Below are 24527 nucleotides of genomic sequence, written 5' to 3'. Positions count from 1 at the left end.
TGCCTAGTTCCTTACTCCATCGAAAATTTAAATGTACAACGAGGTGCCCCCCCCTCATATTGGCCATTCGGATGCTGGGCCATAAGAATTCTTTCGGTTTCTGGATTGGTCCAATACATGACATATCTACTCGGAGATACATTAAATCTTTGGGCCGATGAATTTGATCCCCCCATCATTAATGTTCTTTTAAGAGTAAAAGCACTACCTAACTCAGACTCATACTTAGGAAAAATAACTGCCGTATTAACGGACGAAAAATCCTGCATCGGTCCATTATAGGCATCATCCATTAAAACATCAGATTTTGCTGTTGCACAAATCCCCCCTAGTGAATAACGAGGTTCATTAAATAAGGTATTAAAACAAATCACACTAGCATCAAACTTAAAGAAATCGATAAAGGTATTATAATCACTACCAATATAGTTATTTAGATTTAGCTCCGAAACGTTAAAATAATATTCATCACCTGCATAGAATGAGTTTTCATCATAAATCCATGAATTACCTGGCGCAGGCAGTAGAGTATCATCTAGCATCTCCCATGCGTTTCCAACCATATCATTTAACCCATAGGAAGATTCACAGCTACTAACACCAGAGTTCTGCATCGCTCCCGATGTTACGCAATTCATAGGATCAGTACCAATTGAACCAATGATATAGTCTAGCCTATTCATTAAACTCTTTTCTTCATTGTAAATATTCAAATCAAAAATAGAGTATTGTTGAGAGTCACAATAGTCCTTTGCTTGCGACAAGCTTTCAAATAAATATGGAGGTAAATTAGGAACATTCGAAGGTTTACCATCCGAATTGCTTTTTCCAACTTCATAGCGATCAATGATTGTATAATCTTTAACATCAAAACTACCATTTGAATTATTAGGTCCGCTATAGACACATGTATAATTATCAGTACGATCAAGGTCCTCATAATTATATTGAAGATTTTTTGTACAAATATCAATATTTGCTGTCCAACGATGTATGAGAGACATATATGGCCCAGGAATGACTAAACTGACCACATGATCAGCATTTCCATTGCTAATGTCTGTCGGGCTATCAAACGTTCCTTCTCCAGGAATAGAAATAATAGCCTGTACTTTATAATTAAAGACTTTATCTACTTCAAGGGCCGTTACTGTGGAACCATTTGGTAGGGAATCGTCCACATGGTTACTATATTCATAAAAGCCAGTATCTTCATTATAGAAGTCTGCTATTGCTCCTTCAAAAATGTGTTCATCACTAAAGGTACCTTCTTTAATATTTTTTCTAAAAATCTTGTACCCTGTAACTGTTCCCAAATCATCAACAACAGTCATTTCATTCCATACGATTTTCGCATGAGCTGTTTTTTCTAATGTTTCACCTTCCGCGTAAGCACCACGCCATCCATGAAATACAGACTTCGGTACTTTCCCTGATCCAGCAACAATTGCATAAGAAGTTCCTATTGGAGATGTGGCCGACTCATTAACTTTGTAGTTTACTGCAACACAAGCTTTTTCAACTTTACCAACATGTGATGGACTAAAATCAATTGATAAAGGACAACTTTCACTATAATTAGTGAAGTATGATGTATCATCTTCACCAGGATGAATTCTGACTCCACTACAACTTTCTGTATTTATTGAAAAGGATTCTGGTTTAAAGACGATTTCTTTCCCACTCCAAATAGCAGGCAGAGTAAGTGCTTTTTCGCACTCGATAATACCTGAAATATCTGAAACAACTTCTAGGCTTGTAACTTCTCCAGGAACAACAAATGGAGTCCCTATTGCCGATTGAATTAGAAATTCTTGATTATCAACTTGACCAAGATCAATTTCATTAAACTTTACAAAATTTAAAACTCCAGTTTTAAAAGGATTAAATCTTAATTTTGCCAAATTAAACCCTACTCCCCTAAACTTTTCATAATCACGCCCAATACCATTAATCTTCTCGAATTCGACCTTTAAAACTTCTTCGATAAATCCAAAATAATCTGGGGCATAGTCATAAATTTCAAACTCACATGACTGAAGAGGCTTAATCGTAAACTCAATACTTTGATGATCTATTTGAGATAAACTATTAAAACATGTATCACTAGGATTCACTGCACGTAGTTTAAAATGCGTATCAATTGTAGGATCTTCAGTATCATCACTTGCATTATAGCTAACAATACTTTTTAAAAGAGCTTTTGTAGTACCTATTTTATCTATTAGTCCATAATTTGTTACTTTTATAATTGTATGGGCAACATTCTCAACGTTCGCAATCATTAATGCAGCATCTGGGTCATATAATTGTGGTGCGAAAGGTCTTCGGTTTGTAAGTTTACTGATACGATACTTAGGTTCGATAACAGGCTTAGCTTTTAAGTTGTAGATGACAGTCTCTGGCTCATAATCTGTGCTCGAAATATCTTGCCCCATACCATGATAGCGAATAATAAGCTGAGCTGTCGATTCACCATCTGCACCTAAATCTTCAGCTTGAGTCGGTGCCGTATAGATAATATTCAATGTTCGATAAACTAGACCATCATCTTCACCTGTAGGCCAAATTTCTGATTGAAAACCTTTTGAGTATGAAAAATGCGATGCCTCATCTCCAACAATTTCAAATGTAAAGTGGTTACGAACATGGCTACCTTTAACACTTGAATTCGGGATATCTACGACTCTCGTATACGTATTGACTTGTCCAATTGGAGATTGATCTATCGTTGAATATAAAACTTCACCAAAGTCCACTTCTTCAGGAGCAAAGTCATACCAACCTCTTTCAAACATACTGACGCGATATTCAAGATCAAAAATTTGATATGCCTCATTGTCGATGGAAACACCATTAGAAACTTTAAAAGAATTAGTAAATGATTCAGCGACAAATGGTTTGGCCCTTGGATCACCTGGTTTTAAAAAATCAAATCTTAGAGTACATGTCTCACTATTTTTAATTAAGCGGTCACAGTCAGAATTATCGTACGAAAAATACTCCTCACCAGTTTGACCTGTTGAGCGTATAATATTTTGTGCAATATTAACTCCAGATAACCCCTCATTCTTAATAACAATACTTGATGATGTTACAAAATTTGTCATGGTACTATTTTCCGCAAAGTAAGTCACACCATCGTCATCTAAGTAAGTTTCTTCAATCGATAAATATGGATAGCTTGTTGCCACAGCAGGAATTTCGACCTTAAAAACCTTATTCTTAACACCATCAAAATAACTTACTGTTAAGATATACGGATCAGCTGATTTATCCTCAGGAACAGTTGGTGCGTAAGAAAAAGTCATTTCACTTTTTTGGCCGTCATGTATGATTTCAGGACAGTTTCCATTTTCAAGACAATTCAACTTTAAGGCGCCATCACTTGGAGATAGACTAAATTCAACATTTGTCATCTTAGCGTTTTTACCAGGAGAACCATTTTTAAAAAGAATTTTTCGAGATAGTACAGCTGTACCAACAATATATTTCCAATCGTAATCATTCCAACGAGCAGTTTTATCAAGAGGAACAATATCGTTATCAAAAGGTTCTAATGTATTAGAATTTGGATAAATCGTTAGATTAGCTTCACCAAGAACACTTCCCGCAGCAAGAATTTCTGGTGTAAGCTGTAATTGAGCATCTTTATTATTATCATACTTAAATACAATTGGCTCTTCATTAATAATCAAAGGAAATTCAATCCCGTCAGCAAGTGGATAACTATACTCCGGCTTTAACATTAGGTCGATCTCACAACTTTCAAAAGGCTCCAGCTCTGCTGGACAGCGATTATCTGAAACAACAAGAGGAAGAGCTCCCGAAGAATTCAAGTCCATTGCTTTCGTAGCGAGATACCCAGTATTAGTTAGTGAGTATGTGAGTACAGGTTGTGTTTCATCAGCAGCATTGTTTATGGCAGTTGTATAAAGTGCTCCACTTCCTAAAACTTCTGCTTCAAGATACCCCTTAATATCTGCACCGTAAAACCCTAACCCAATACTAATAGACTGATATTGAGATGGGTTTTTAAATGTTAATTCAAGTGTTCCAGTGTGCTCAAACTCTAAAATCGATGCATGTGCTTCAACTTCAAGAGTACAACTTTGACCAGGAGCTAAGTATGCTGCACAGTTCCCACCAGTGCCAGGATAACCTCCCCCTGAAAAATAAAAGTCACCAGGTGTTCCATCGATCGTTAATGTATAACCATCTAATTCAGTAACAGGAAGATTTCCAATATTTTGAACTGATACTTGAAGAGTTTTAGTCGCACCGACTTGAAGATTCCCAAAATGTAGTCCACTTAAGCTTGGCGCAAGATTTCCAGGGGAACCGAAATTACCACTTAATTGATAAGTAGTACTATTGTCACCAATACCGTCTTTATATTTGATAAATAAGTTCTCTGCTATTACCGCAGGAAAATTAGAAAAAACAAAAACTTCAACATAACAAGATTCACCGGAAACTAGTGTGTCTGTACACGTCCCACTAAGCCCAGGAAAGGCATCCCCTGTGTAATTCATATTCTTATTGCCGACGATATCAAATACCATTTCAGATGCATCAAGGTTTCCCTCATTTGATATTTTAATCAAATGAGATCTCGTTGAGCCAACTGCTAAAGTACCTAAAGAATTCGAATCACTTGAAGTAAAAACAAGTTTTGCATTTGTACCATCTTTGACAGTAACCTGATCATCAACCGGTGTCGGTGTACACGAAATCAAAAATAATAATATGAGTGTAACTCGAATTAACATGAAAGCGCTTACCTAGTTAAGATCCTTATCATCGACTTGTTTTAATGAACCAGCAAGATCTAATTCCACCTTTACACCACAACGAACTCCAATATTACGCCCACGATAATCTGGACTATAATCCCAATTCGTCATGAAGCGACTATGAGAACGATAGCCAACCCCTTGTACTTGAATAAGAGAACCACTTCCATCATCGTAGTATAAATTCTTATCTGTATCATCACCGTAATAGTCAGCTAGATTATCATAAGATTCAACAGTGAGGACTTTAGCAAAGTATTCGTCTTGAGTTGCCAAATTAGGGTTGTACTCAATCGGATAAAATAAATCAAAATCACCAGCTAATTGATCAAGGATATAAGTACCATAATCACTTGCACTAGAACGTGCCGGGAAAACACCTTTATCATCAGGATGACAATAAGACTCTCCAGAAAGACAATTAAGAGGCATTCCAAGAGCAAAGCTAAATGAACTCAAATTAGACATTTGCTCCATTAAGTGTGTTGCTTTCTCATAACCTGATCTTGGATAAGCGTAAGAACCATATGTTCTTGTTGTGGCCGTTGCCCTAGGCTTTCCGTATTGAATTAAACTTCCATCATCGAAGTACTTCCAGAAGAATTTCTGTTCAAAAGCATTCTTATAAATTTCGCGATCAGCGTAATCATCTTCGATAAATTTTGTCAGAGGAAAAATACCGTTATAGGCATCAATCCAACTTTGTTCTGGATAAATCTCACACGTCGCATTTGAGTCATCACTATACTTCTTACAAAGTGCGTGATCGTTTAAGAAGTGATTTATTCCAAGATAATCTTGAATACCAAAGCCACTAACACAATGGTCTGTTCCCCCTGTTCGAATTCCACGCCCACTCATATTGTAACTACCTGTTACAAAGTTTGCCTTACGCCATGAACTTCCCCACATATAATTTAACTTCCCAGAGATCACACGAGCATTATCAGAGTAGTCCGTGATATAATCCCAATACCTTGACTCCTTATTACAGTGACCAGATCCATTATTATATGAATAGAATGAATGACCACGATCTGGGTTATCGTGACCATGATAACTTGACTCTAATTCGTACGCATAAGGCTTATCACCTTCAATTAAACTGGGCATTGTCACGTGTTGATATTCACGAGAGCTAAGTTGTCTCTTTCTTATTTTTGCACTTATAAGAGAAGATGTTTGTACTTGGACAGTATGAGACTGGCAAAGTAAGTGCGCTTCTTTAAAGTTCACGTTTAAAATTGGTGGCATTGAAGAATCATTTGTCGAAATGATTTCCCCATATCCAGAACTACCGGCATATGAACGTCCTAAGGCTTCTGATGTTTCATATGTAGGAAGAGTTGTTGTAGCAGGTGTATCACCTGTAATCTCACTTATCTTCTTCCAATTTGAGTATGTTGGATCGGACGAACCATTATCTTCATTTAGAATACAGAATCCACCTCCAACTTCATAACCGACAGAATTAGGCGTTGCACTTGGGCGATCACTAGAGCTACGCATATAGCATGAACGATCAGGTGCTTCTGTCATGTAATACGGGCTTGCGGAAGGGTTCATATCGCAAAACTTTGATGTTCCACTAGTCTTATCAATATCACCATCAAATGTAACATTACACCCTAGTTGCCAACGATCGACTAAAATATACCCACCTAGATCATAGTAGTATTGATTATCAATTTTAGTCGAGCCAAGTCCTCCAAACTCGCAACGATAATCATTTTGACGATCAACTTCTTTCCCCATTTGCTTACACATTTGAAGATTTGCAATCCATGGATGAATACTTGCCATATTTGCAGGAGGAATCAGAACTTGAAGAATTGCATCCGTACTCTCACCGTCTTGATTGTAATTCATTACTTTTCCGGCCATGCGATATCGGACTGTATACCAAACAACCTTTCCAGTATTGGCCTTTTCTCTTTGGCTTCTAGAGATATTTGATCCATGTATCGGATGATAGCCGTCAGGTAGTACATCAATATAAGTAAGTTCATCGATTGACTTAACTGGCTTTCCTGTATTTAGCTCGACCCAACCAGAGCCAGAACCATTAACGTTATTTAAAAGGTTTGTTAAGTCTTGTTTTGTATTGGCAATAGGAACTTCTTTTCGATAGATATAATATCCATCAAGCTCATCACTAGCGATTTGATTATTAAAGAGAAAATCCTCAATTAGCTCACCAGTAGAAGTTCTGACTGGTTCCCAATTTATTGCAACAAGCCCACTATTTCCGGAATTAGTTGTTATCAGGCCATCTAATGTTACAGGGAAGCCACCAGCGGCGTAATGCATAGTACGATAATTATAAGATCCACACGTTAAAGAGAATAAATTTTGCATAGTAGCATCATTAGCAATATATGCGCTAACATCACGACATTCATTACTTGAGTAACTCCCCGTTCTCGCTGTAATTTTCACGTTAGAGTCACCATCGTATTCAACTTTAAAATAAGGACTTGGCAATGAATTATCAGCTTCATAAGTAAACTTCAATCGCTTTGAGTTATCTAATAAAGTCAAATACCAATAATTTGAATAAATATATTTTTGAACGGAGTCTACTTTAGGAGTTGGAATAATTCTTCCATCAGCATACTTATAATACTCACGAACAACCCCTGCCTTTTCTAATGTAATTTCATCACCTGTATAGCCAGCACGTGGTAGCTCTATTGTCGTTTGTGTAAGCTTATGGTCACCAACGCCATTAATTCGTGGTCCAACAGATAGAGCATGCCTCCAGCCTTGAAAATTAAGAGACATAGACTTCGTCTTACATTCCACAACATTTGCATTGTCATCAAAGTAATTAGTTCCATTAGCAGAAATTAAAGTTTTAATCCCAATACGATACTTTGTATCAGGAATCTTATATCTAAGTTTTTTTGTATTGATTGTTTTGTCTAATACATCTGTTGTGTAAGTGGAATTAGAACCTGCTTCATAAGCCTCAACAGCATCATTCATCCAATTATTAGCATTTAATGCCGATGTATCACCATCTTCTACTTGTTCAACAAAGAGAATGTAATTTGCATAATCTCCATCACTAGGTGTCGGCCAATCAATTTGTAACTCTGTACCTCCATCTAGCGCGGTACAAGTTGGCGAGTCAGGAAAAACTGGTTTTGTAATTCGATTCGTGAAACACTTTTTATTTTCTGTTTCTTGCTCTCTTCCATTTTCGAATACTTTTGATCGAAAACAATACTCAGTATCTAAGCTAATTCCCGAAAGAATAATTTGAGTATCATCACAAACGGCACCTTCAGAGAAACAAGGTTTAGTTGGATCCGCAAGCTCGTCATTACAAGAGTAAATAGGCTCTTCATTATTTGCCGAATCAACAAAGTACAAATTGATATTGTCACATACCCCCTGACTTATTGCCGGAGGATTCCAAAGAAGACGAGCAGTACTCAGACCGGCTGTTCCTTCAAGTTTTTGAACAGAACCTACACCAGCGTATGGAGCAAGAGGAGGTGTTGTTATGGCCGATAATTTCACATCCTCACCATCATAGGTAACACAACTATCTGTTCCTGAATCATACATACACGCCACAACAAAAACCGCATATTCTTCATTCTGCGTTAAACCTGGAATAATTGCTGTTGTAGCATCAACATTTGTCACCTCTGATTTTAGATAAAGTCCATTATTCGGATTAACTGTATTGCTTGAAAATGCTGGCGAAGACTTTGGAATTGCAAAAATTCGATAACGATCAAAGTCACCAGAGGCTTTAGGCCACGACGCCACTAATGATGTATATCCAGACTTTGTTTTCGGTACAGTTAAAGACTGTATCCCGACAAAACTCGTTACAGCAGGAAGATTTGTTCTTGCAGAAAGTACCTTAATATTTCGTTCTTCACGATTAGACTCATCCTCTGCCCGAGCTAAGAAATAATAATTACTACCTGGAAGTAGACCTGTAACTTTATAAGATGTGATTGGATTAAAATTATCCTCTGTTATCTCAGTCAATAATGTTAGATTATCCAAAGATCCAGAAGAGTCTGACCAGTAGATATTATATTTTTTTATTTTATATCCATCGGCCGCAATTGAACCAAGAATAAACTTTGCGGGAGTTGCAGTATTCCATCTTAAAACCAGCTCATTTTGTCCAAGAATTCCCGGAGTCGGCTCAACAACTTCTAATCCATCAAATAATGGATACTCTTCATCAAGAGTTCTAACAGTACATGTTTCAATATTTGTATCAATTGTATTTGTACTAGGGTCAAGAGCCTTTACTGAAATTGAATATGAGGTATTTCTTACTAAGTTTCCAATTGTTAGGTGATAAAGATCTTCATCATCAATACGAAGATTTTCGATTTTATTTGAGTTTACGGGTATATTGAAATTACCATTTAAGAAAGCTTGATAAACTAAATCTTCTGAGCTTACTGCACCTTTAGTAATTTGCGCTTTTGAAAAACGGACCTCAACTTTATCCTGGCTAATAGCATAGCAATCGAATATTCCATCAAAAGAGATGCGAACATCCTTCGCCTCTTTCGAATTAACAATCTCTTCAGTATCCTCAACAGTTCCTACACAAGAAACAAATAAAATGCTTAAAAGACCTGTAAATATAAGTGATTTTGATAATTTACTAAACATCATTTCCTCAAATTAAAACCCTTCTCAACAATTCTTATCGCTCTATATTAAAATAATTTAAAATTATTTAAGAATGTGCTTATAACAGGAATATATTTACAGTAACTTAGCAAAAGTCTCGGATACGACATGTTCTACAGAGTGCAAATTTATTTAGGCACTAGTAGCTAGTAAGTGTTTAATATTATGTATAACTCGACAATTTGGAGTCTCTTGGAAATTAGAACATTATTTCATGGGACAACAGTTCCTATCGAATAAAGCTCGATAGGAATCCCTTCTTTGCTCTTTCAGGGTTTTCTAAGACATTTCCATGCTCAACAAAAGCTTCAAGTAATCCACCAATCTTCTTAGTTGTTTCTAAAACTTTATTAAAGCAATCTGGAGAAATTAAGCATACCCTATCTTGCTTTAGACGATCACTAAGATCATAAGCAAATTTCGTTAATTCATCTTCATCAAAGAATCCACTAAGGTAGCCATCTGAAGTTATTTCCATACGAGGACCAAGCTCAACTTCACTAAAGTCAACTGATGACTTTGCAGTAAAGATCGAACGAATAAAGAAAAGACTGTGCTCTTCACTATAGACATAACTTACATATAAAACTTTATCATTTGCACCCATCTCTACTCCGAAATTATCCCAAAATCTAATGAAATACTTCCCTTAGGCATGAAGCTCAATTCAATCTCGTGTGGAGTATTATTAATCTCAACATGATTTTGATCGATCATCTTTTGGAAAACGTATTCCGATGGATATTTAATATTAAGTTTTTGCTTATAACTTGAAGGATTAAAAAAGCTAATACGCTTTACCTTATCGTATTTAAGATCAGAAGAAGCGATGGCCCTTTCTTGCCACTTATAGCGAACTTCTCCGCTTTGAGAAATATCGCAACCGATATAGCCAATGCTCTTCGTAACTTTATTCCAAAAGGTATTGAGCTCATCATCACTACATTCTTGAAAATCATTTGAGTTAAAGATAAGCAGTCGCCCCTCACCCATTGTGACCGTATTGATCTCAGTTATGAAACGGATCTTTTCGACACTTAATTCATTTTCTAAGTAGAAAGACTCAAGTCTTCTCCTTAAATTCTTTTCAAGATATGCAATATCGATAAGAACCTTACCGCCACTCATAAAGAGCTTTAAGACCTTTCCTAGGAGTTCAGCATTAATCTCTTTTCCATTGAAGTAGAAGAATTGAAATGGACTTTCAACATAGTCTTCCCAGTGAAACTCATTAATATCGCTATAGCTATAATTCCAGCTAAATTGACTTTTACAAAAGTCGATAAATCCAGAAAATGCGATAAGCTCCTTACTTTTAAAATCCTTCACATTATGAAAAATATTAACAGCATTTGAAGTTTTAAAAATATAGTCATTATCTGCGATAATCGTCTTATCATTATAGAATTCATCTAAACGAGAAGAGTTAATAACTTGTTTCTTTAAATCAGAATAAATCCCATTCTTATTGCGATTAGGTAGAAGAATAGAAGATGGAAGGATTCCATTGTCTAAGCTCTTTAGTGCATCATCAATGATCTTAGTATCACTTACTTGGTCAAGCATACGATTCTCAATCGAGTTCATTGAACCTTCTAAGAAAGAGAAGTTCTTTACACCTTGCCAATTCTTCTCCATTGAATGCTTCACAATATCGATATAGATGTGAGAAATCGTTTCATTATACTCAATAATAAACTCATGCTCTTGCTCGGCCGTAATTTTCTCAAGCTTAAGCTCACCTTTTTTCATTTCAACAAAACGACTGAAGCCACTTTGAAATGCCACTGAGCGATCAAAGATATAAGAGTTGAAGTGGCCATGTGAGTAGTGGCCGCAATTGGCGCCCCATAAAGGAGCCTTAATTCCACTTTCTTGAAAGTATGAATTTAGTTCTGAACAAAAACGAGTAAAGCCTTTATAAACTCGAGGATCATAGAAACTATAGAAATTATGAATTGTTCCATCACTATCTGCACTTGCACGGTTAAGGCCGTACTGATCACAGCTAGCAGTTCTTGCCAAAAGATATGGAATACCACCATTTGGCAGATACGGTACCGGTGAAACAGGTAAAAGAAAGATAATCTCCTTATCTAACTCTTTACAAATATCATATAGGCGCTTGAAGTCCGTCTCAGGTTTCTGCTTTGCAAAATCAATCTTATCGCCGGTATCCGTATGGAAGCTCCAATTTATCGGTACGATAATCTTATCTGTTAAAGACGTTTGTTCAATTTTAGATTTCCAAAGAGAAGCTGAAGTTTTCCAGTAGAAAAACCAATTCTCCCCTGGAAATACCGTGTCCTCATCCTTGACTACAGGTGTTGTAAGCATCAATCGACTCCTTAAAAAAATTGTAGGTCATGTAAAACACTTTGACAATTTCAAGTACTTACAATTTTTATCTTCTCACTAAATATAGTCTATTGGCTAAAAACATCTTTGGCATTATTGCCATAGGATGTAAGACACGGTAAGTTATTTTGACTTAAAATGACAGAGGGGACAGAGTATGTGGTATTTCACAGAGGAAGAAAAACAAATCCAAAAAATGTGTCGTGATTTTGCAAGACAAGAGCTTGCTCCTGTAGCGGAAAAGCATGATACGGACGAAAGTTTCAACATGGATGCTTTCAAGAAAATGGGTGAAATTGGAGTTCTTGGAATTACTGCTGACCCTGAGTACGGTGGTGCTGGAATGGGTGCCCTTGCCGCAACAATCGTCATGGAAGAATTTGGAAAAGCGTGTGCTTCTTCAACTCTTTCTTACCTTGCCCACTCTATCCTTTGTGTAAACAATATTGAAAATAACGCATCTAAAGAACAAAAAGAAAAGTACCTTCCAAAACTAATTACTGGTGAGCACATCGGCTGTATGGGAATGTCTGAGCCAGAGTACGGATCAGATGCTGTTGGTATCCAAACAAAAGCAGAGAAAAAAGATGACCACTACCTTCTAAATGGAACGAAGATGTGGATTACAAATGCACAATACGCAGACATCGCTTACGTCTATACAAGAACAGGAAAAGAGAGAAAGAATCTTTCAACTTTCATCCTAGAAAAGGACAAAGGTCACTTTGACTTTGGAAGCCCAATCCACAAGATGGGTATGCGTGCTTCTCCAACAGGTGAACTTATCTTTGACAATGCTAAAGTAGGTCTTGAGCAACTTGTTGGTAACGAAGGTGATTCAATTTACCACATGATGAAAAACCTTGAGATTGAAAGAATTACAATCGCTGGTATCTCACTAGGTATCGCTCAAGCATGTGTTGATCAGTGTATTAAATATGCAAATGAAAGATCACAATTTGGAAAAACAATTGGTGAGTACCAAATGATCCAGAAAATGATCGCTGAAATGGCAACTGAAACAGAGATGATGAGAAACTTCCTTTACAACGTAGCTTACCGTTACGACCAAGGAGAAAAGGGGCCAGTTGTTGCAGCTCAAGTTAAGCTTGCAATTCCAAAAATGGCAACGAAGATCGCTCTTGATGCTATCCAACTACACGGTGGATACGGTTACTCAAGAGAGTTCCCAGTTGAGCGTATGATGAGAGATAATAAGCTTAATGAAATTGGTGCTGGAACTAATGAGGTTATGATTATGATCATCGCTAAGAATCTTCTAAAAGCAGCTCAAGTCTAAATAGAAATTCAAAATAAGAAATAAAAAAGCAGCTCTTAGAGCTGCTTTTTTTATTATGCTACTTTTAAGTCTGGTCGAGTCTCAACTGAGCCATATAACTCTTGGGCCCAATTATGGACAATGTTTTCGATCTCAGTCTTCTCATCTTTTTCTTTTGTGATTCGAGCACGTACGAACTTAACAAACTCACGCCAGCTATCATCTTTTCCAGCAATGATTTTACTCTTTCTCATTTCATCACGTTCAACAGAATCAAACTCAATTTGCATAAGGTCACGGGCCTTAGTTCCATCAGGCGCAAAAAGGTCTAAATAATACATTCTCTCAGACTCTTCCATTGGGAAAAGTAATGAAACTTTCTTTCCTAGGTCATAGGTAGCAAGTGATTCTTTTAAAAATTTCGTCGGTAGCTCACTTACAAGCTCAGAAGGGAAATTCTTCTGACTTAGTTCAGTGAACTCTTCAACATTGATATTCTGTTTAAGTGTATTGAAAATACTTCTCTCAACGGCCGACGAAACATTTGGAAGAATATCATATAGTTTCTCAACAAATGGAAGCTTCGACTTAGACTCAACATATTGAGAAAGGACTTCTTTAATACGGGCCTGATTATCTCTAACCTCTTGCTCCTTAATAATTACTGACGACATTAAAATCTGATCTACTGTTTCAGTATCACAACTTGAAAGAACTTCAGCGACAAAGCTTTCACTTAGAGCGTTAAGAACAAGTGAAACAATATACGGATCCTTTTCATAGATCTGATTAATCATGTCAGCATTAAGCTTAAGAAGTAAATCGTAAGTGTTTGGATCTTCGATTAGAGAAGGAAGAATAACACTTTGTACGATTTGATTACTAATATAGTCATTTGCAAGTGATAACTCGCTTGCATTAAGTGGTTTATTTAGTAGATCTCTCCACTTTGCCTTTTCAGGTTCACTTAGCATCTTAAATACATCTGTTAGTGCACTATTATCAATTTGCTGTACGAGAGCTCTAAGAGCTGCATGCCCACTCTTTGTATCTTGAGCAATCCATTTCTTAACTAGTAGAATTGCTTCTTGAGGAGTGTTATCTGCAAAAACCTTAAATCTTTCAATACCATTAAGAGAGTGTACGCCACCAAGGCCGTCACCACCGCCACCACCAGCGGCCAACATTTCTCCAGCTCCCCCATCATCATCTGAATCAGAGCTATCATTTTGCATTGTAAAATTACCACCAGCTTGAGCAGCACTATTAAGTTCAAAGAATTTAGAAATCAAACGATTCCCTACAAATCCAATTAATAGAACACCAAGAACGATTGCAATAATATTTGAAACGCTACTTAGAGCCTTTAGGAAATCACTTTTAGAAATTACATCTTCTTTCTGAGGAACGTTAATTGTATAAGAGAATTTAAAGTTAGGAGTAATATCATTTACACCAAGCTTAATTGACTTAATAAGCCCTTCAATTCTAACTCTTTCGTCTTTAGCAATATCATTTGGTAGACGAACAGAAATATTAATTTCAGAGATATTTTTGAAAATATCAATAGAAGTATTATATTTCCACATCTGCTCAATCATACTAGGCTTGGCCTTAGATGCATCTCTCAGCTTCTTAATTTGATCAACAAGCTTCTCTTTTTCTTTAGAGAAGTCTTCTTTCATTTTATTAATCTTATCTTTAGAGTTATCCCCCATTGTTAATAAGATCTTACCAGAAGGTGAGAAGTCATTAAAATCATCAATAAGTGGTGCTTCCATACCTAGGCGAGAAAAAACAATACTTTCACCATAATCAGTTTCAGGAACATCATTCGTAAATTTGATTTCAGCATCAGACTTTGTCTTACCATCTTCAGCTGATTTAGCTTGATCAGAATCATCCGCTAAATCTAATTCCTTACCACCTTTTCCATCAATACCTCCGGCACCACCTTGAGGTGAAGGATTCAATGGAACACTAAAGTTTGGAGTTTCAGGAGTATTCGTTACGATTTCAACATCAACAAAGAAATGCTCATGTCCGAGGATAACCTCAGTCCCTCTTTGTAACTTATCATGAACCTTCATTTCAAGTTCATTCTTTTGCCATTCAAGACTTGGCAGGACATTCATCTTTGGATTTGAAATGGCCGCAGAAGAAAGTAGTAGTAATGAGATAAAAGCCAATTTTTTCATTATTTACCTCCTTCATTCTTAGAAACATTAAATTTTTTCTCTAAGTAAATTTTCATTTTATATGCTTCTCTATTTTTAGGATTAATCCCAAACGCTTTACGATAGAAAGCAAGAGAGTTTTTAAAATCTTTCTTTAAATACGAAATAGAGCCTTTCATTTCGTGAATAATTGAAAAATGAGGAAATTTTAATTCAAGTTTTTCAAGCTTAGCAAAAGCAAGATCAAAGTTCTTCCCTCTCATCAACCTTAGTACATCAAATAAATCACCCACAAGAAAGTCAAAATCCTGTGCTAATTCAATATCCTTCTCTACCTTTAGGTTGGCGCTGATATCAATATCTGACTTTGCAAGCATTGGAACAGATAAACTATATGGTTCAAACCCTGGTTTATAAACCTCAATTTGAACTGGCCCATTTGCACCATAATTTGTTTGCATCGTTTCTACATCAGTTTCGTAAGGTGTCTTTCCAAGGGAAACTCTTTTACCATTCTTATCAATAACGTATACGTCACAATCACTTGGATCAGACTTAACATTAAACTTAGCAGCAAATACAGATGTAGATAGTAATAATAGTAATAAGTACTTCATTAAAAAATTTATTTATAGATATTGGCTAATACCTACAAATACCCCCATTTTAATTCCAGTTGTTTTAATTCCTGTTGCACGACTAACTGCCGCTTCAGCTTTAATTGTTCTATTCTTACCCCAACGCCAACCAGCGCCTAGGTTTACTCCTAAATCAAAGAAAATATCTGAGTATTTAGCAGAGTCAGTATTATAAATAACGTAGCCTGGACCAACAAAGGCACCCCAGTAATACTTACTTGTTGGTGTAATCGTTAGGTTTTGGCCATTACTTGTGTATGAATATTTAGTACCGATATCACCAAAGTACCAATTCATTCCAACAACAGTTGAATAAACACCTGTCCCTTCTGCCGACATCATAGGAAGAACACCACTAATATAGTAACTTTTCTTTAATTCTGTCTTGAACTCCCAATTAACTTGAATTGAAATAGCTGAAACTGCAGCTGCTGCCGCATCAGCTCCTTCTTCACCTGTTGAAGTACCATCAGTATTTTGAAGAGTACTTTCATTAGGAGTAACAGAGTAATTCATCATCCCTAGTGAAATACTAGCAGAATTATAGAATGTTTCGTTTGCAAGGAGACTTGAGCTTAAAAGTCCAAGAATCAATAGCTTTTTAAAAGCCACCTGCAGTCCCTCTCGATACGTGCCATCTAACACCATCGATATCGTTTACATTTAAAGTAATTTTTAGCTTTGACTGATGATCAGCTCTAAAGTTCTTTACATAGAGAGAAGTATAAAGATCTGGTAAGCGTGACTCCATCACCTTACAGATATCATTCAGACGCATCTTTCTTCCATGCCAACTAATATTTGACTGAAAGTCACCATCCGAGAAGTTAAAGCTAGAGAAAACACCTGTAATCTTTAATCCGTCTTTCCCTCTAGAGAACTCAACTGCACAATGAGACTCTTCTGTCTTCATATTTAAAACACCATACAGAAGTTCGACAAAGTCTCTTAGTAGCATCTTTGCTTCATTACTATTTGAATAAAGAACACAGTCATCTGCATATTGAAAATCTGTTAAAGTTAGATTGTTATTAATCCAACTTAGTCGCTTACCAAACACTTCATCTTCAATCAGATTATAAGCATCTAGCTTCTTTGATTCCATAAGGGCCGTTCTCTTTTGAGAGATTTTATTCATGACATCAACAGGAATTTTATAAATCCAACCATAGCGGTAACCTGTCGATTCATCCATTGATGTGTGAATGATATAGTCATTTAGAATATCATTACAATTCTTGAAAAGGTTACTTGTGTCAGCAAGTCCCTTCTCTTTACGAAATGTCTTTTTAAAGAAAATATCCCAATTTCCACCTTTAAGGTTTACGTTATTAAACATTTTTCTGAATTCAGAATTAACTTTGATTACTTGGTCGTTTTCATCAATAACAACTAGAGCAATACCAGGAAGGTTCTTAAAGACCTTAGTCTTTTTAACTGTTTTATCTAATTCAACCTTTTGGTTTGTTTTATCTGCCACATCAAAGAACTTCATTTAATACCTCACGATTTCTAAACTGTAGAAAATCTTTTTCATCAATATTTTTATATTTAATTTTTAAAACTAAATTCGTTTTCTTAGCACTACGAGTGAGCCTAATTGCAACAAGATTCTTAAGTCCTCGTCTACCAAAGATATCACTTTGCATATTGCTTATCGACGTTCTGATATTTCCAATGTCACAAAGTTGAATCGTCATAAAACTAGGTGTTACATAGAGCTTCACCCCAGTAATATCCCCTACAGATCTCTTCAAAAGTTTCATTTCATCAATCAACAACTTTTGAACAAGGTATGCATTGATTAACTCTTTCTCTAAACAATTTTGTAAAATCTTGATTTCAACATTCTTAATATTGAGAGCCTTTAAGCATTGATCCTTAAAAGACTTACTAAAAATTGAAAAATCTTTAACCTGCTGCCTTTGATTATCACCAAAGTAAATTAGTGTTTCCTCTTGTATTGGCTTTACCGCAGGTACCGAAGAAGAAAATAGGCTTTCAATTTTATCCTTAAAATCCATAGTTATCATTCCTAATTATAAACTAGCCTTACGCCAAAAATCTGGTGAGAAGTATCAAAAGCTGATGTTGCGGCTGAAGCAAGATTTACAACTTCAACATACCCACCAAGACCGAAATTTTTATATAAATTCACTGAAAAATCTAACACATACTTATCACCATCTAATGGCGTAGTGTCTCCTGTCGTACTTAAGTCAGAAGAACCAACAAGGGCCTTCTTAAAGAAACCTTCTATAACAGTCTTCTTAGCAAAGTGTTCACTGATATACTTAAAACCAAAACCAAACCAAAAGACACTATTGGAAAATCCGGCAATCCCTGTCCCTCTATCTTTAATATTGGCAAAACTTATACTTTCATATTCAGCGTCTACTGAAGCAAAAAATGAATCGCCCAGAAGTAGCTTATTATATGCACCGTAAACAGACATACGAGGAGAGATCCCATAAGGATTTTCACTAAGAATATTTGAAAACGAACCACCGACAGAGAAGTACTCTTGCCACTCCTCTACCTTGTAATTACTTAGGTACGTAATATTCACACTTGTAAGATTAGTTCTAGTATCAACAACTTCACTTGTATTAAGTGTATTTGAAGCTAATGTAGTCTCTTTTAAATAACCGATTGCATAGAAGCTATCTGGAATTAACGTAAGAGTTGAAGGCTCTACCTTTTCAGGCTTTGCATTCATCTTTAGGTCGAGATCAGGAGATTTGAAGTTACTAATTTTAACTTTTTCTTCTTTCTTTTTCGCCTTCTTCTTCTCTTTCTTCGTTTTATCAATCTTTTTGATATCTGCAGCAACAATAATCTCCTCGACAACAGGAGACTCATCAACAGAAAAAATGCTTATAGCATTCGTATCATTAATTCGTGGTGAATTGAGCGAGTTGATTGCTGAAACAATCTCACTCTTTAGCTTCTTCTTAACTTTCTTTTTCTTAGGGTCTTCCTTAGGAGACCTAAGGCTTGAAGAGCCGTCACCATAAAATAGCTCATAAAGCAGTTTTCTTACTTCAAGATGAAATCTCTTTCTAGGAACATCGTCTTTAAAAGCTTTAGTTACAATCTTTCCATTTTGAACGTCTAAAATTTTAAAATCGATGACATATGAATTATTACGCTTTTTCTTTGTCGAAAGATCAAGTGCGAAAGTATTTTGATAAATAGCTGCTGCACTATCTCCCATTAAAATCTCAAATGAAGAAGTTCCAAGAACAATTTCCATTGCAGACTTACGAATTAGGGCAAGATCTCGCCTGTCTATCCCTCTTGCCTCAGTCACTCTAATCATCATATATGGAGTGATTTCTTCTTCCTGAACAGCTTCAGTTGCTACAACTTTTACTTCCTCAGCAAAAGAAGAAAAAGAGAGAAAAAATGTTAGAATATAAATGTAAAACGTATTCATCACATAAATATTCTAAGTTAATTAAATACTAAATAATACAGGGCAAAATTCTCTTAAAACACCTGATTTTATTGAGATTTTTATAAAGATTTTGTTAAGATTTAAACAATAATTAAGTTTGCATTACCTAACTATATTTTAGTTAACAATACAAACTTAATTTTATTAGAAATCATCTTGTGAAACACGACATCTAGCTGCACCACTAAAGTCATCATAAGCATAAATAATTGTATCGAGTGGAAAGTCTTCCCCTCCAACAATCTTCGATAAACTATTACATGTACAATTATCACAGCTCTTAATAAACATAATGCTATCTTCTACATTGTGCATATTTGTTAAATCACAACTAAAGCCAGGAAATAGTGGTGCAATATCCTCTTGCGCATCGGACAGCCAATGTGGGAATGCAAAGAAAGGATAATCGCTATTGGCATCATCTCCATTAATTAAGTAGTAATCATTTAAATCAATAAGCTCTTTTGCCCTACTTCTATTAGCACCCTGTTTTCTTATTGTGCGAGTCGCTCCCTCACAATTTTCAATGGCCTCTGACTTTGTAATGAAAGTTGGGGAACCAGATCCTTCAGGAAGAGCAAATTTATCAATAATAAAGCCTCTCGAGTAATCATAGATTGCAGTCTCATCAGGCACGACAACTTCTTTGGTTGAGAATCCATTAGGCATCGAAATATATTGCTTACCAGATGATGTTTCTCTGACCGCAACAACTTTTAAGTAATAGAATCGATTCTGTAGAAGTCCAGTAATCTCAACATTCGGAGTCATTCCAGCTGTTTCAACAAAAGTTAAGCCAGTTGAGTTGTATAAATCGTTTAAACTATTTGCAAATTCACTATAGTAAACTCGGTATGAGATGATTGGTCCCCAGTCATTATTAATTGGCGCAAAATCAACCCATTCTAAATAAATTCTTCCAGTATCATCTGTTTCAACATTGAAGATTTCGTTCGTCATGGCATTTGAGCGATTTGGCTCAATAAATCCTTTAACATAAATTGGTAGTGTCGAAACTGATGCCCTCTTACTATCGTAGTATTTTAAAATGGCATAGTTTTGACTCTCATCAACGTACTGCCCAAGATATGTTTCATCAAATGTGAAAGTTACTCTCATCGTACAAGTACTAGCTGTATTGACATTAAATCCCCACTCTTCTTCAGGAAGGCCACCACCTTCATCATCACCAAAGAAACATGGACGATTTAGCTCAACTTGGATAAAGCCTTGGTTATAAACTGTATGAAAGTCTCCTGCTGGAATCGTCGCACTTTGATTACCAACGTATTCTCTATACTCTTTTAAGAAACTTGCTTTTTCATCACTTGGGTTATTCAAGTTAATATTCTTAATTACTGATCCACTTGGGTAAGCTGAAAGAATCGGGTGAGCAGGATTTGTGTAAGTTCCAATATCAATAAAGTATGCATTTGGAATTGTTCCACCTGAACCGTCACTAATATTATTTGTAATTAAATTTCCAGCAGCAACTTTCGCAGGATCAACTGCTGTAAATTGAATTCTAAATGATTCAGCATAGAACTGATCCGTACCGATATCATAAGAAACAATCCCGTAACGTGTTGTCAGAGGTAATTCTGCGATACTGGCCTTATGCTTTACATCAGCAAAACAAGAAGCACCTGGAGCTAAGCTCGCTCCACAATTAACAGACTCAAGAGAGTACCCCACACCAGCACCATTATTATCATGGATGGCCCCAAGAAGTGACGTCTTTAAATTAAATTTCACATTATTGACTGTCGTCGTTCCTTCATTTGTAAAAACAAGACGAGTTTTTGCATAAACATTTGAACCTCTAACGGCCTCAACGCCAACAGTTGTTGCAGCATCATAGCCATTCATCACAAGGTTATGATCAGTTTCTGCAACATCTAGTGTTTCAGTATGAGAAGAAGTCAGTTCATCGTATTCAACAGTATACTTTTGAGACTTCAAAGAAATTCTTCCTGTATTTGCTGCAACAGCTTCTGCAACAACAAGAATACGAAGCGATTTAACATTATCCGCATAAGAGTATAAATCGCGATCGACGAGAGTCTGAGATCCATCTCTATATTGAACTTCTAGTTCAGTCTGAAAAGTCCCCTGAGTAGCAGGTGAAAAGCTCAATTTGATATTTGCTAAAGAAGATTGCCCAACAACTCCAGGCATTGTAGTAACAGCAAACTCGCTATCTCCATTTAAGACTTGAACTAATGAAGAGGCTTGTTTTTCGCCAGCATTATATAGTTGAAATGGAAGCTCTACTGTCTCGCCTGCATAAAATGTTCCTGCATAGAGAACATAGTCATAAGTAGTATCACGATAAGGAGCAATTCTATTGATAGACTTTGTCGGTGCATAAGTGATTGGCTCAGCAGCAGTTCCCTTAGCAAGATCTCGATACATTGCTGGAATTGTATAGCTTCCAAAACTTTGTCCCCATTCTCCTGCAAGCGGTGAATGAGAAGGAATATTAACCTGCTGGCGCCACAGAATTGCACTAATCATAGGCTGGGCCCCTTCAGGAACGAGGGCCGCTGACCTTCTAGAATTTATGGCCACAGGATAATCTTGTGTTGTATAGAATCCACCGTGTCCATCTAAATCGGGAGTATATCCAGTGCCAGCATCAGCAATACCGTCTCCATCAAAGTATCCAAAATTGAAGAAGTCTTGAACCATCATCCCACTACTATATTCTCTTAGAGCATGTGAGCCATTTAGTGGAGCAGAAAAGTGACGTTGCCACCTGCGATCATTTGTATTGTAATAACTATCCTCTTTTTTAGCATTTGATAATTTATTCATTTCGATTGTTAAACTACAAACTTCTCCCGGAGCAAGAAGCGAAGGAGCATTTGTCCCAGGAGACGCAGCAGCTGGCCCCATTGCACCACCAAAGTCCATAAAGTCGTAACAGTCCTTATCAACACCGGCCACAAGCGCAGAGCTTGGATTATCAACAATTTCGCCACCAAATAAAGGTGTACTTGAGTCAGGAGCCCAAAAGATAGTTCCAGGAAATATTACAGGTGTATTGAGATTGATATAAGTGATACCACCAGTACCAACATTTTCTAACTTTAAATGAAAGTAGCGTGTTTCATTGGCCGTAACAGGAGGAAAAGTAATCCCTTCAGTCATTGTAAAATCTGAAAATGATAAGAATCCCTTTCTTACCAGAAGGCCACGCATCTTCATTTCAATTTCACGATCAGTTCGAGGAGACATATCGTCATTATAAGTTGTCCCATCTTTATATTTGATTCTAAAAATTTTATAACGATTAGGATATGCTTCCAGAACATCATACATTGCTGAATTTTCTTCATTCTCAGCTGCCGTACTATCAGGGTTTGTCGAGACAATAGGATTTAGGTCAAATAGGATATCACATTGCCCATTATACGGATTTAAAAAATCACACCCAGAGTTTTTTATGTTTTGGTAGTAGTTATTAATATTATAACTTGTTTCAGTAATAACATTAACACTAGGTTGCGCCCCATCTGTCACACTTACTACCTCACCAGATGTCGAACCACTATTATTAACTCTAATTCTGAGTCTTTCTTTATAGTTTGAGTTTGCAATTAGAGAGATACGCCCTAAATCATAATCAAATAATCCGTTATCTGCAGTATCTGTATTAGTAAATGTTGTATTTTTATATTCGATAACATCAAAGCTTAGCTTTGCAGCAGCTAAGTAATTGGCATCCTCAACAACATAGTTATTCTCATCTGAATCTAAGTCGTTTTTTATAACAAGATTATCTTTCCATGTTGAGTCATAACGTACATTAAAGCGGTAATTATTAAAATTGCCATCAGCTTCAAATTGTACACTAGGGTGAAAAATAACGTTAAAGAAACAAGATCCTCCTGGATCAGTAATAGTTCTTCCAGCAACTTGTTTTAATGCTGTATTTGTAATTCGCCCATCTTCACCACGAACATAATTAAAATCATTCACATCAATAAAACACTTACTTGTATCAAAGAATTTGAAAGGAATTGTTGTTAAAGGAAGATCACTTGCACTACTCGTTAGATCTCCTGAAGGATCACGACAAACGAGATTATCTCCACCAGAACTCTCATCTCTTAAACAACGAGCAATAAGTGTATTTGAAGCATTTCTAACATCAACGCTTAAAACGATCGCTTCTTTATATCCCTTATTTGAAACTTTCAATGTTTGCGTATCAATATTCCCAACAACTAGATCATCAAAACTTAGATTTGGAAGACCACCAATTTGAATATCACCTTCAATTCGAATTGACTTGGCATCGAAGTAAACGTTAAGGGCATTAATACCACCCTCAGGATCACGGCCATAGTCAAATCTAATATTTGAGTTGTAATCGACATCAACATTTCCATCAGGTGCACCAACACCATAATTCTTTGCCTCAAATTCAACAACGAGTTCACAAGTTTCATTTTGTAAAAGTACAGTTCCACATGTATTTGAAACAATGCTGATTGCATTTGACGTTGTGTTATCAAGCTTAGTCATTGTAATATTGCGGGCCCTTAATTCTCCCGTATTCACAACAACAAGACGTTGAGAAAATACTTTAGGCTCTGTTCTTTCCACAACACCGAATGAATAATTAATCGTCTCCTCTTCAAATACTAATGAAGCCGGAGTTCCTGTTAAGAACTTTAGCTGAGTTGATTGAGAGAAATTATCAATGAGTGTCTTATAGTTAAATTGAAGATCTTGTGTATGAATTCCTGAGGTACGAGCTTCATATCTTAACTTGTAATAACAAGTTGCTTTAGGAGCAATAACTAGACCACAATCTCCACCGAATCCAGGGCTTTCTGACTCACCTGCTTCATCAGGAAAAAACTTAACCCCAGCTGAAGAAGCCTGATCGATTAAAAGTTGCGCATCACTTAGGTTATAACCAGTATTATTCTTTACTCTTATAAGTATTTCATCGCCAAGACCACCTAGTAGGAACTCACCACGGTCAAGATTACCGACAACCGAGAACTCAACAGTCCCATCAACTCCGTCATTTAAAATTTCAGCAGTCTCTTCTGCCTTCTCGACGGGGGTACACGAGATTATTGTAAAAAAGAATAAGATCAACCAAACGTACTTCTTCATTTATTC

General features: G+C 36.3%; 12 protein-coding genes. 1 reads left to right on the top strand and 11 read right to left on the bottom strand.

What is annotated here, in order from left to right:
- Positions 1 to 11: 11 nt before the first annotated feature.
- From ACRXC1_RS02740 to ACRXC1_RS02725, 4 genes are all read right to left on the bottom strand, one after another.
- Positions 12 to 4739, bottom strand: a complete 4728-nt coding sequence (locus ACRXC1_RS02740; RefSeq protein ID WP_433656319.1) for a choice-of-anchor D domain-containing protein — start codon at positions 4737 to 4739, stop codon at positions 12 to 14.
- Positions 4740 to 4784: 45 nt separating this feature from the next.
- The gene (locus ACRXC1_RS02735; RefSeq protein WP_433656317.1) at positions 4785 to 9455 is read right to left on the bottom strand and encodes a hypothetical protein; all 4671 of its coding nucleotides are present in this window, start codon (positions 9453 to 9455) and stop codon (positions 4785 to 4787) included.
- A gap of 247 nt (positions 9456 to 9702) precedes the next feature.
- Entirely contained in the window at positions 9703 to 10080 is a 378-nt protein-coding gene (locus tag ACRXC1_RS02730) for a hypothetical protein (protein ID WP_433656315.1), read from the bottom strand.
- Positions 10081 to 10082: 2 nt separating this feature from the next.
- The gene (locus ACRXC1_RS02725; protein ID WP_433656314.1) at positions 10083 to 11810 is read right to left on the bottom strand and encodes a hypothetical protein; all 1728 of its coding nucleotides are present in this window, start codon (positions 11808 to 11810) and stop codon (positions 10083 to 10085) included.
- A 178-nt stretch (positions 11811 to 11988) separates the two neighbouring features.
- Here ACRXC1_RS02725 and ACRXC1_RS02720 point away from each other — a divergent pair, with 178 nt between their 5' ends.
- The gene (locus tag ACRXC1_RS02720) at positions 11989 to 13131 is read left to right on the top strand and encodes an acyl-CoA dehydrogenase family protein (protein WP_433656312.1); all 1143 of its coding nucleotides are present in this window, start codon (positions 11989 to 11991) and stop codon (positions 13129 to 13131) included.
- A gap of 53 nt (positions 13132 to 13184) precedes the next feature.
- Here the strand turns inward: ACRXC1_RS02720 and ACRXC1_RS02715 are convergent, their stop codons facing one another.
- The 7 genes from ACRXC1_RS02715 to ACRXC1_RS02685 all read right to left on the bottom strand — a co-directional run bounded on the left by ACRXC1_RS02715 (position 13185) and on the right by ACRXC1_RS02685 (position 24521).
- A complete protein-coding gene (locus tag ACRXC1_RS02715) occupies positions 13185 to 15308 on the bottom strand; it encodes a hypothetical protein (protein WP_433656310.1) in 2124 nt (707 codons plus the stop codon).
- Positions 15308 to 15904 (bottom strand): tetratricopeptide repeat protein, encoded by a 597-nt coding sequence (locus tag ACRXC1_RS02710; protein WP_433656308.1) that lies wholly within the window; start codon positions 15902 to 15904, stop codon positions 15308 to 15310. The genes ACRXC1_RS02715 and ACRXC1_RS02710 overlap by 1 nt, the downstream gene beginning before the upstream one ends.
- Before the next feature lie 12 nt (positions 15905 to 15916).
- Positions 15917 to 16537: a hypothetical protein gene (locus ACRXC1_RS02705; RefSeq protein WP_433656306.1), complete on the bottom strand. Its 621-nt coding sequence runs from the start codon at positions 16535 to 16537 to the stop codon at positions 15917 to 15919.
- Positions 16527 to 17420, bottom strand: a complete 894-nt coding sequence (locus ACRXC1_RS02700; protein WP_433656304.1) for a hypothetical protein — start codon at positions 17418 to 17420, stop codon at positions 16527 to 16529. Before ACRXC1_RS02700 ends, ACRXC1_RS02705 begins: the two co-directional genes overlap by 11 nt.
- Positions 17407 to 17949, bottom strand: coding sequence for a hypothetical protein (locus ACRXC1_RS02695; RefSeq protein ID WP_433656302.1), 543 nt, complete (start codon positions 17947 to 17949; stop codon positions 17407 to 17409). Before ACRXC1_RS02695 ends, ACRXC1_RS02700 begins: the two co-directional genes overlap by 14 nt.
- Before the next feature lie 11 nt (positions 17950 to 17960).
- A complete protein-coding gene (locus ACRXC1_RS02690) occupies positions 17961 to 19367 on the bottom strand; it encodes a hypothetical protein (protein WP_433656300.1) in 1407 nt (468 codons plus the stop codon).
- A 162-nt stretch (positions 19368 to 19529) separates the two neighbouring features.
- Entirely contained in the window at positions 19530 to 24521 is a 4992-nt protein-coding gene (locus ACRXC1_RS02685; protein ID WP_433656298.1) for a fibronectin type III domain-containing protein, read from the bottom strand.
- Positions 24522 to 24527 lie beyond the last annotated feature (6 nt).

This window comes from Halobacteriovorax sp. GFR8, from assembly GCF_050955245.1.
Classification (GTDB): domain Bacteria; phylum Bdellovibrionota; class Bacteriovoracia; order Bacteriovoracales; family Bacteriovoracaceae; genus Halobacteriovorax_A.
The sequence above is the reverse complement of the archived record's forward strand: the minus strand, read 5'-3'. Positions and strand labels throughout refer to the sequence as shown.

What these genes read in the sequence shown, in the direction of transcription:
- ACRXC1_RS02735 (WP_433656317.1), bottom strand. Translation starts at nt 9,455, where the DNA reads ATGATGTTTAGTAAATTATCAAAATCACTTATATTTACAGGTCTTTTA.
- ACRXC1_RS02730 (WP_433656315.1), bottom strand. Translation starts at nt 10,080, where the DNA reads ATGGGTGCAAATGATAAAGTTTTATATGTAAGTTATGTCTATAGTGAA.
- ACRXC1_RS02725 (WP_433656314.1), bottom strand. Translation starts at nt 11,810, where the DNA reads ATGCTTACAACACCTGTAGTCAAGGATGAGGACACGGTATTTCCAGGG.
- ACRXC1_RS02720 (WP_433656312.1), top strand. Translation starts at nt 11,989, where the DNA reads ATGTGGTATTTCACAGAGGAAGAAAAACAAATCCAAAAAATGTGTCGT.
- ACRXC1_RS02715 (WP_433656310.1), bottom strand. Translation starts at nt 15,308, where the DNA reads ATGAAAAAATTGGCTTTTATCTCATTACTACTACTTTCTTCTGCGGCC.
- ACRXC1_RS02710 (WP_433656308.1), bottom strand. Translation starts at nt 15,904, where the DNA reads ATGAAGTACTTATTACTATTATTACTATCTACATCTGTATTTGCTGCT.
- ACRXC1_RS02700 (WP_433656304.1), bottom strand. Translation starts at nt 17,420, where the DNA reads ATGAAGTTCTTTGATGTGGCAGATAAAACAAACCAAAAGGTTGAATTA.
- ACRXC1_RS02695 (WP_433656302.1), bottom strand. Translation starts at nt 17,949, where the DNA reads ATGGATTTTAAGGATAAAATTGAAAGCCTATTTTCTTCTTCGGTACCT.
- ACRXC1_RS02685 (WP_433656298.1), bottom strand. Translation starts at nt 24,521, where the DNA reads ATGAAGAAGTACGTTTGGTTGATCTTATTCTTTTTTACAATAATCTCG.